Consider the following 9,584-nt stretch of genomic DNA (forward strand, 5'->3'; position numbering starts at 1 on the left):
TCGGCCAGCCATTGCGTGACATCCAACTCGTCCCGCTGGCGGCGAGCGAGAGTGGCCAGGTCGTACGGGTCGGGCAGGACGGTGGGGATCCGGGCCACGACCGGTGAGGGGGCGAGGTGGACGACGACCGAGAAGAGGTCGTGGAGCACCGTGGGCTCGGTGACGGTCAGCCCGAGCCCCCGCCCGGCCTGGACGGCCGCCTCAACTGCGGCGGAGGTGCGGTCGGAACGCTGTTGTGGGGTCAGGAAGGTGGTCATGTGGTCCCTGCTTCGGTGGGATGTGCGGATGTGGGCCATTCCGGACGGAGCGGGCGGGCCGGGACGGGGCGGCCGGCGTTGGCCGGGCCGGACAGGGCCGGGGCAGCGTCCGCGGCCGGCGTGCAGATGCAGTCGCTCGGCTTCGAAGTGGGCGCGGAAGTCACGATCGTGCGAGACCGCGACCACCGCGCCCGGGTACGCGGCGAGCGCTGCCTGGAGGTCCTCGACCAGGTCGAGCGCGAGGTGGTTGGTTGGCTCGTCGAGGACGAGCAGGTCCGCGGGCCGGGTCACCAGGGTAGCGATCTGCAGCCGCCGCCGCTGTCCCACCGAGAGGGCGGCGACCGGGACGTGCAGGTCCTGTTCGCGGAACAGGCCCAAGGACAGGAGCTGTTCGGCGTACTCGTCCGGCAGCCCCGGCCGGTCGGCGGCGAACGCGGCGAGCAGCGGCAACCGCGTGGCGTGCGCGGGCAGTTCCTGGGCCAGGTAGCCGATGCGGGCCGGGCGGCGTGCCATGCCGGCGTCCGGCTCCAGGTCGCCCGCCAGAACGCGCAGCAGCGTCGTCTTGCCCGCACCGTTCTCGCCGGTGACGAGGAGGCGCTGCCCGGGCTCGACGACCAAAGTCCCGTGCAGATGCAGCCGCTGCCCGACCCGCACGTCCTGAAGCTCGGCGAGTGTGTCCTGGTCGTGGCCCCCGGCCACCGAGGGCAGCGACTTCGTGAACCTGAGCGGTGCCGGCGGCTTCGCAACGGGGTGGCGCCAAAGCTGGTTCAGGCGCTCCCGGGCGGCGCGCACCTGCCCGCCGAGCTTCGCCTCGCTGGAGCGGCGGTGCTTGCCGAAGCCCTGCTTCGGGTCGCGGCCGGTGGTGGCCAGCCGCCGTCCCGCACGCTCCAGCACCTGTGTTGTGCGGGTCACCTCTTCGACCCAGTCGGCGTACCGCTGCTGCGCCGCGCGCCGGGCGGTGGCCTTCGCCGTGCGGTAACCGGCCCAGCCGTCGCCATACCGGCGCACAGTGCGCTCGTCCCGGTCGACCTCGAGGACTGTGGTGGCGACGCGCTCCAGGAAGCCGCGGTCGTGGGTGACCGCGACGACGGTGCCGCGGTGCGCACGCAGGTGTTCCTCCAGCCAGCGCACGGCCGTCGTGTCCAGGTGGTTCGTCGGTTCGTCCAGGAGCAGCAACTCGGGGGCGGCGGCCAGGACGCAGGCGAGTGCGAGGCGGGCCTGTTCGCCGCCGGACAGCGAGCCGAGCAGGCGCTCTCGGGTGACGTGCGCGAGGCCGAGTCCGTGCAGGGCGGCATCGACACGGGCGTCCGCCTCGTATCCGCCGCGGTCCTCGTACGCGATCAGCAGTGTGCCGTAGGAGGCGAGTTCCTCGTCCGACGCGTCGGCGAGGGACTCCTCCGCCGCACGGAGCCTTCGCTCCATGTCGCGCAGTTCGGTCAGGGCGAGGTCGACCGCGTCCTGCACGGTGCGGTCGGCATCGAGGTCGAGGGTCTGGGCGAGGTGACCGGTGCCGCCGGGGAAGCGGACGGTGATCTCCCCCGTGTCCGGCCTCTCGGCCATGGCGAGCAGCCGCAGCAAGGTGGACTTGCCGGAGCCGTTCTCACCGATGACGGCGACCTTCTCACCCGGCCGGACGGTGAAGGAGACCTGGTCCAGGACGGTCCGGGTGCCGAAGGACTTGGTGACGGACTTGACGGACAGCTGCGCGCCGACCGGGACGGCGGTGGGCGGGCGGGTTCGGGCAGGATGGCGCATGGGGCTCTCCCTGGGTGTCGGAGCATCAGCGGGCGTCAGAAACGGCGGCAGCGGCCGTGCCCGGACTCAGACGAAGAAGAGGAAAGCCATGACCTCACCATAACAAGACGAACCGTCTCGTCGCAATGCGTGCGGGCCACGGCGCGCGCTCGCCGGTCCCGGTCGCCGGCGAGCGGGACCGGCGAGAGCGCGGAGCGCGTGCTGGCAGTCGAGGGCAGATGAAGGCGCAGGTGCCAAAGCGTGGTTGCCACCGTGGCTTCACCCGTGGCCTGGTGCCCTCTGAAACGGTGGTCACTCAGAGGGTTGCAGCGGTCGGCCGGGCCATTCCAGGAGGCGGGCGCCCAGGACCGCGGTCTGCAGGATGTACCGCTGATCGGGGTCCGTGGGATCGTGGCCGGTGAGCTCGCGGACCCGGGTGAGCCGGTAAGTGACGGTACGTACGCTGACGTTGAGCCGACGCGCCGTCGTGGTGTTCACACTGCCGCTGGCGAAGAAGGCGGACAGAGTGTCCAGGAGGGTTCCCGGTCCGCCGCGTGCCTGCTCCAGGCCCCCGAGGACCGTGGCCACCAGGTCGGTGATGGCCGCCCGGTCTCTGCCGAGGACTTGATAGACCAGCAGATCCGAGGCATGGACACGCGGCGTGGTCAAGCCGAGGTGGGCGGCGAGTTCGAGGGTGCTGCGGGCCTCCTGGTAACAGCGAACGATGCCGCTGGGACCGGGCCGCAACCGGCTGGTGGCGATGCGGCACGGCCGATCCACGGCCCTGCTCACGGCTGCGGCGAAGAAGTCGGCCACGTCCGGTGCGGTTCCGGGTGCCACGCATACGAGCAAGCCGTCTTTGGTCGTGATCAGTACATCCCGTGCGCCGAACCGCGCCGACATGGCCTCTTCGATGTACCGGGTGGTGTCGTCGCCCGCACCGAAGGGCTCGGGCGCACGGGCGACGGCCACGCAGTGCGGTCCGACCAGTCGCAGTCCGAACCGTTCGGCCCGTTCGGCGAGGCGCCCCAGGTCGGTTCGGCCGTCCAGAAGGTCGTCGACGAACTCACGCCGCATGGCCTCCTCGCCTCGGATGGCCGCGCGGTGGGCGGTTTCATAGCCTTCGGTCAGCGCTGTCGTCGCCTCGGCGACCGCACTGATCAGTGTGGCCCCCACGTCCTTCAGGTCGGCCGGCGCCAGCCCTCGCTCGGGCCCCGTCAAGCGTGTCCACACCCGGCCGGCCGCGGAGACGTAGTCGCCCACCAGGACGTGCAGAGCCGCTCCGTGACCGGCCGCTTCGGTGGCGAGGCGCCGGAGCTGTGCGAGATCCCCGGCGGGCAGCGGCCTCCCTTCCAGACAGGTGCCGGCCAGCGACTCCGCGCAGCGCTTCAGCTGCTCGCGGTGAACCGTGCTCCGGTCATCAGCCGCGGCCCGCGGTGCAGGATCCGTCGCCCAGGGTGTGAGCGGATGCGGGTCAGGGCGGTTCTGTCTCGGCATGCTTTCCATCTTGCCGGACGCGGGAAAAGAGTGAGGGGTCGAGACCGCCGACTTTGTGCAGGAACGGAAGGCGTCCAGGTCATGCGCCCGGGTAGTCCGTGAGTGAAGCGCCCCGGTGAAAGCTGCGCACGAGGGAGAGGCGCTGTGCCGAAGGGCCACTCGTGTTGCCGGTCAGGGAGGCCACCTTGATTCCTACGGATCACCCTCGGACCTGGGCTGCCGGTGAAGCGCCGCGTGTCGCGGCGCGGACGAGCCGGGAGGCCCACCGCCTCGTCGCAGTCAGGGCGGGACGGCGAAGCCGTCACGCCCCCCGCTCGCTCCCACGGGTCGGCCGGCACCGGAGCCACCGGATTCCCGGCCGGAACGGACCCGTCCTCGGCGTGACCGCCATCCGCGTGCTGACCGACAAGGAACGGTGATCGGCATGAATCCCTCGATGGACGACCGGCGTATCCTCGCGGAACTGGAGCAGCGCCTGTCCCAGGACGACCCGGAGCTGGTCGCGCAGATGGACGCCCTGACCCGCCGGTTCCCTGAGCGGCGGACCGGCCGGGATCCCGGTGCGCGGACGGACGAGCGCGACGACACGGGCACCGGCGAGGACGGCCTGCGCCTCGACTGGCGCTGGAAGGCGGCCCTGGCGTTCGCAGTGGTGGCGGTGGCCGGTCTGATCCTTACGGCGATCCTCAACGGATCGGCCTCGCGCCAAGGCGAGCAGGGCACGCTCAATGGGCGTGCCCCGGCCACGTCCGTGCATCATCAGGGCCGCGGCTCCCGGCCTCGTCGTCGCAGGACGAGCGGCCCGCAACCACGGGGCGCGGCAGCCGGCGACAGCGGGCAGCCGGCCGCCATACCGACTGCACCGACTGCACCGACTGCACCCACCGCCTGCGCAGCGGGCGAAGCGCTCACGACGGCCCGGGGTGTCGGTCAGCTCGGGCCGCCCAGCCGTGTCCCGGCGCCCTGCGGCGGTGAAGGAGCCGTCGCGGGCCCACGGGCTTCCGCCCCCGGGAATGACCATGAGTAGGTCGGTGCGGCTGGGACGACTCGCCAGAGTGCCGCTGCGCATGCACTGGACCGTTCCCCTGCTGCTCGTGCTCTTCGGCTTCAGCCTGGGAAGCCAGACCCTGCCGGCAGCGGTTCCCGACCAGTCGGACACCGTCTACACCCTCGCCGCGCTGGCGGGGGCCCTGCTGTTGCTCGCGAGTCTGGTGGCCCACGAGGTGGCTCACGCTGTCGCGGCCCGCGGCAGAGGCATCACGGTGGAAGGCATCACGCTCTGGGCCCTGGGCGGCATGACGCGCATGGGCCGACCTCGTACAGCGGGTTCGACCTTCTGGGTCGCCGTCGTCGGTCCGCTGACCAGCCTGCTCGTCGGCGTCCTCGCGCTCGGGGCAGGCGCGGGCCTGAGCATGGCGGGCTGGGCGGTGCCCGCGGCGGTTCTGCTGTGGGTCGGCTGGATGAACCTCTTCCTGGCCCTGTTCAATCTGCTGCCGGCTGCTCCCCTCGACGGAGGGCGGGTGGTGCAGGCACTGGCCTGGTGGCGTACGGGGGACCGCGACCGCGCGGAACGAACCGCGGCGCGCGGCGGTCAGGTCCTCGGTGTGCTGCTGATCGTGCTCGGCTGGATCATCGTGCTGCGTGGATCCTGGAGCGGATTGTGGCTGACGATCGTCGGCCTGTTCGTCGTGATCACCGCGGCAGCGGAACATCAGCGTGCGAGGTTCGCCCCGGCCCTGCGGGGGCTGCGGGCATCCGATGCCATGTCGAGCCCGGTCGAGACGTGCCAGGACTGGCTGACCGTACAGCGCTTCATCGACGACATCGCCGTCGGAACCCGCCACTCGACCGTGGTCCTCATCGACTTCCAAGGGCGCCCCAGCGGTCTGCTGCACGTCGCGCGGCTTGCCGGGGTGCCCGCCGCCCAGCGGGACACCTTGCGCGTGCGCGACGTCGCCACGCCGTGGACGCGGTGCACGACTTGCTCCAGTGACGCACCGCTGCAGGAGGTCTACGAGATGTCCGCCGCGAATCGCGGGCTGCCCGTCATCGTCACCGAGGGAGATCGATTGGCCGGCATCATCACGGGGCGCGACATCTCCCGGCTCGCCGGGCGCTTGTCGCTGCGCGGCTCGTGAGGCGAGGAGCGTCGGCAGGTGGCCGGGGCGAAGCGAGGGCAGGTCTGGCTGTGGCGGTGGCGAGCGAATCCGCTGCGGCGGCCCAGCGACGTCATAGAAGGATGGGTCGTCCTGGTTTCCTGGGTGATCGCACTGGTCGGCGGTCTGCTCGCGGGCCTCGCCGTGGCGGATGCCATAGAACGGTCCGCCGAGCGGCAGCGGGCGGAGCGGAGCCAGGTCCGGGCCGTGCTGGTGGAGGAAGCGCGTGATCGGCCGTCCCAGGGAAAAGCGAGTGGCTACCGCGTGTGGACGCCCGTGCGCTGGACGACGCCCGACGGTTCCACCCACACCGATGAGGCCAGGGTGCCCTCGGGCACCCCGGCCGGACAGACCGTGACCGTATGGGTGGACCGAGGCAACAAGGTCGTGGCCGAACCGCTGAACATGGACCAGGCCCGTTGGCACGCGATCGCAGGGGCCGTGCTGGCGGCGGCGGGGGCAGGCGGAGCCGCCCTCGCCGCCGCCGGAGGCGTACGCCTGGGGTTGGAGCGGCACCGCATGGCATGTTGGGCAAAGGAGTGGAAGCGCATGAACGCGCAAAGCGGTGGCAGAGCCGACTCCCAGTGAAGGAGGACGATCACCAGCCCTCAGCCACCGGATACGCTCCCCTCCCATGGACCACCGCAGGTCCCCTACGCCACCATGGATCTTGGACCGTTTCCGCAAGTCGCCGGTGGCGCCGGGGAAAGGATGCCGGGCGGGTGAAGGAGGGAAGAGTCCATGAGGCCGGACAATCACCGTCATAGGGTGCTGTCTGCGCTGCCTTTCACGATGATGGCCGCCGTGACGGTCGCCGACCTCGTGGTCGGACCGGCGGTTGTCTTTCTTCCGCTGGTGTCGCTGGGGCCCGCCTTCGCTCCGCTTGTGGGCAGTTGGCGCCGTACGGCTTGTGTCGGCGGGATCGCGCTGGCTCTGTGCCTCGTTCTCGGCTGGTACAACGGCTTGCTCGACGGATCACGCGGCGTGACGAGCATCGTCTCGGTTCTCGGTGTGACCGCCGCCAGCCTGCTGGCCGTATCCATGCGAGAGCGGCGGGAGACCGAGCTGGCCAATGTGCGTTCCATCGCCGAGGCCGCTCAACAGGTGCTTCTCAAGCCGGTTCCCCGCCTGGCAGGGCGCGTGCGGGCAGCCGTCTGCTACATGTCCGCGGTCGCGGAAGCCCGCATCGGAGGCGACTTGTACGAAGTGGTCACCTCGCAGCATGGCGTGCGGGTGATCGTGGGGGACGTGCAGGGCAAGGGCCTGGACGCCGTGGAGACCGCGGCCGTGGTCCTGGGCGCCTTCCGGGAAGCGGCACCGGAGGAGGCCGACCTCGCCGGTGTGGGATGCAGACTGGAGAGGGCCGTCGACCGGCAGTTGGGCGACGAGAAGTTCGTCACCGCGGTCCTCGCCGAGGTGGGCCCCCAGGAGGTCACCTTCCTCAACTTCGGTCATCCGGCACCGCTGTTGATCCGCGCCGACGGCACGCTCCACTGGCCCGAGCCCTCCGCCTACGCGCTCCCTCTCGGTCTGGGCGCTCACGACACGCAGTCGCCGCAGCCGTTTCGCACCGACTTCCTCCCCGGTGACCGGCTCCTCCTGTACACGGACGGGGTCACGGAGGCCCGCGACGCCGAGGGACGTTTCTATCCGCTCGCGGAGCGCGCTCAGCTACTGAAGGGGGACGATCCGGAAGCAGCGCTGGAGGTGTTGCGGCAGGACCTCGTGCAGCATGTCAGCGGCCCGCTTCAGGATGACGCAGCGATGCTGCTGCTGCGGCACCGTGGAGCGTAGCCCGCCCTCAGCCGGTTGGCCTCCGAACGCAACAGATCGATGGGGCGCTCGTTGCTGACCATGACACAGGCACCGTGGGGTACCAGTGGGTCCCAGCGGCTGGTTGCCGCTGGGCGACACAGCGAGTGTTCAGAAGGGCGGCCTTGGAAGTGACGAACGCAGATGCCGTCTTCGCATCACTCGGAGCGGGGGCGTTGCTCGTGTCGGTACTGCCCCGGGTTCTGGCCGGACGCCCGATGTCACTGCCGCTGGTCTTCCTGCTGTGCGGCATCGGCGTGTATCTCCTTCCCCTCCCGCTCCCCGTCATCGATCCGGTGCACGACCGGATGGTGACCGAGCACGTCACCGAGGTCGTCGTCATCATCTCGTTGATGGGTGCGGGGCTGGCGCTCAATCGCCCTGTCGGGTGGCGGCGGTGGCGCGTGACCTGGCGTCTGCTTGGGGTCACCATGCCCTTGACGTTCCTTGCCACCGCAGTCCTCGCCTGGTGGCTGCTGGACTGGCCGCCGGCCGCGGCACTCCTGCTCGGGGCGGTTCTCTCACCGACCGACCCGGTGCTCGCCGCCGAAGTGCGGGTGGGGGAACCCACGGACGACGAGCACGACGAGGACGAGGTGCGGTTCGCTCTGACGAGCGAGGCGGGACTGAATGACGGCTTGGCTTTTCCCCTGACGTACGCCGCCGTGGGTCTGGCGGCGGTCGCGGGCACGGGCTGGTCCGCGGGGTGGGTCGGTTCGTGGGCCGTGCAGGACGTGGCCTACAAGTGCGCTGTAGGAGTGGCGGGAGGGCTCCTGGTGGGCCGGTTGCTCGGCTGGATGTTCTTCCGGGCGCGGTCGAGGTCGCTCCGACTGTCCAAGCACCGGGAGGGTTTCGTGGCCCTGGGCGCGACTTTCCTTTCCTACGGGCTGACGGAGGTGGCGGGCGGATACGGCTTTCTGGCGGTTTTCGTCACCGCGTGCGCTATCCGGGCCGCCGAGCGGGCCCATGGCTACCACAACGTTCTGCACGACTTCACGGAGCAGGTGGAACGCCTGCTCACCGCCGCGGTGCTCTTCCTGCTGGGTGCCTTCATCGCACTGGGCGGCCTGTCCTCCCTGACGTGGCAGGGCGCCGTGGCCGCGGCGGCGGTGCTGTTGGTGGTCCGGCCGTTGTCAGGATGGGCCGGACTCGTGCGGACCCCGCTGGGACACCGGGAGCGCTGGGTGGTCGCGGCCTACGGTGTTCGGGGGATCGGTTCCCTGTACTACCTCGCCTACGGCTTGGGCCAGCACGGGTTCGGCGTGCCGGAACGGGAGCTCTGGGCGGTGGTCGTCTTCACGGTGCTGCTCTCGGTGGTCCTGCACGGAGTCACGGCGGGGCCGGTCATCACTCGCCTCGACCGGTTCCGCGCTGACCGGTCCGAATAGCGCTCGTTCTCAACCGGCTGGAACGGCCGTACGCTCACCGTGAGGGATGTGGACCATTGGCCTCATCCTCGCTGTGATCGGTGGTGTGCTCCGGATCCTCACTGCCCGCGCTTCGCCGGCATGACCGGGCCCTTGAGGAGCACCGGGCCCCCCAGCGACTCGCAGCCATCCCCTGCCACGCCGGGTGCCGCCCCTTCCCGGGCCCCTCCGACCGCCAGGCGATCATCACTCCCCCGGCCCGACCGGCAGAACGGCGACCGGGCAGTCGGCGGTGTGGAGCACCTTGGCGCTGACGGATCCCAGCAGGAAGCGGCGCAGCCCGGTCCGTCGGCGTGAGCCCACGACCAGAAGGCAAGCAGACCTCGACACTTCCACGAGCAGTGGTGCCGGTGACCCGTGCTCGACCCTCACCTGAGCGTTCACATGAGGGAAACGCCTACGCCGGCTCTCCAGCGCCGCGAGGAGCGTGGCCCGTGGACCGCTGTGGGCGAGTGGGGCGTCCAGCGGAACGGTCGTCACCACTCCGGTGGGAGTCGCCGCGGCGGTGCGGGTGCTGTGCACCACCTCCAGGCGAGCACCCCGCAGGTCGGCTTCCCGGTACGCCAGGTCCAGAACCTGGTGACAGGTGTCGTCGTCGGTGTCGACACCCACCACGACACAGCGGTCCCGCGGCGCCCTGGCGTCGGGGGGGCGCACGCCGAGGTGATCGGGAGAGCGTCGGGGGGGGTAAGAGTGTTATA

Annotated in this window: 7 protein-coding genes and 1 pseudogene; 5 read left to right on the forward strand and 3 right to left on the reverse strand. The window is 70.8% G+C overall.

Features of this window, described 5'->3' with window-relative positions; all coding sequences use genetic code 11:
• Positions 1-368: 368 nt before the first annotated feature.
• A pseudogene (gene abc-f, locus AC07DA_RS33100) lies at positions 369-2,012 on the reverse strand (ribosomal protection-like ABC-F family protein); the annotation flags it as partial.
• Between the two features lie 291 nt (positions 2,013-2,303).
• The gene (locus AC07DA_RS33105; RefSeq protein ID WP_479131931.1) at positions 2,304-3,488 is read right to left on the reverse strand and encodes a PucR family transcriptional regulator; all 1,185 of its coding nucleotides are present in this window, start codon (positions 3,486-3,488) and stop codon (positions 2,304-2,306) included.
• A 424-nt stretch (positions 3,489-3,912) separates the two neighbouring features.
• On the opposite strand from AC07DA_RS33105, the gene AC07DA_RS33110 reads away from it, so the two are divergent.
• The 5 genes from AC07DA_RS33110 to AC07DA_RS33130 all read left to right on the forward strand — a co-directional run bounded on the left by AC07DA_RS33110 (position 3,913) and on the right by AC07DA_RS33130 (position 8,844).
• Complete coding sequence (locus AC07DA_RS33110) at positions 3,913-4,515, forward strand: hypothetical protein (protein WP_479131932.1); 603 nt, start codon at positions 3,913-3,915, stop codon at positions 4,513-4,515.
• On the forward strand, positions 4,508-5,626 hold the full coding sequence (locus AC07DA_RS33115; protein ID WP_479131933.1) for a site-2 protease family protein: 1,119 nt from the start codon (positions 4,508-4,510) through the stop codon (positions 5,624-5,626). The genes AC07DA_RS33110 and AC07DA_RS33115 overlap by 8 nt, the downstream gene beginning before the upstream one ends.
• Positions 5,627-5,644: 18 nt before the next feature.
• Positions 5,645-6,232 carry a DUF3592 domain-containing protein gene (locus AC07DA_RS33120; RefSeq protein WP_479131934.1) on the forward strand — a complete coding sequence of 196 codons (588 nt, stop codon included), beginning with the start codon at positions 5,645-5,647 and terminating at the stop codon, positions 6,230-6,232.
• 153 nt (positions 6,233-6,385) lie between these two features.
• On the forward strand, positions 6,386-7,438 hold the full coding sequence (locus AC07DA_RS33125; protein ID WP_479131935.1) for a PP2C family protein-serine/threonine phosphatase: 1,053 nt from the start codon (positions 6,386-6,388) through the stop codon (positions 7,436-7,438).
• Between the two features lie 149 nt (positions 7,439-7,587).
• Positions 7,588-8,844: a cation:proton antiporter gene (locus tag AC07DA_RS33130; RefSeq protein WP_479131948.1), complete on the forward strand. Its 1,257-nt coding sequence runs from the start codon at positions 7,588-7,590 to the stop codon at positions 8,842-8,844.
• Between the two features lie 225 nt (positions 8,845-9,069).
• On the opposite strand, the gene AC07DA_RS33135 is transcribed toward AC07DA_RS33130, so the two are convergent.
• The gene (locus tag AC07DA_RS33135) at positions 9,070-9,540 is read right to left on the reverse strand and encodes a universal stress protein (protein ID WP_479131936.1); all 471 of its coding nucleotides are present in this window, start codon (positions 9,538-9,540) and stop codon (positions 9,070-9,072) included.
• Between the last annotated feature and the right edge of the window lie 44 nt (positions 9,541-9,584).

It is taken from the genome of Streptomyces sp. NPDC044921 (genome assembly GCF_056432865.1).

Bases quoted from the DNA above. Each gene is read 5' to 3' on its own strand.
- AC07DA_RS33105 (WP_479131931.1), bottom strand. From the start codon at position 3,488: ATGCCGAGACAGAACCGCCCTGACCCGCATCCGCTCACACCCTGGGCG.
- AC07DA_RS33110 (WP_479131932.1), top strand. From the start codon at position 3,913: ATGAATCCCTCGATGGACGACCGGCGTATCCTCGCGGAACTGGAGCAG.
- AC07DA_RS33115 (WP_479131933.1), top strand. From the start codon at position 4,508: ATGAGTAGGTCGGTGCGGCTGGGACGACTCGCCAGAGTGCCGCTGCGC.
- AC07DA_RS33125 (WP_479131935.1), top strand. From the start codon at position 6,386: ATGAGGCCGGACAATCACCGTCATAGGGTGCTGTCTGCGCTGCCTTTC.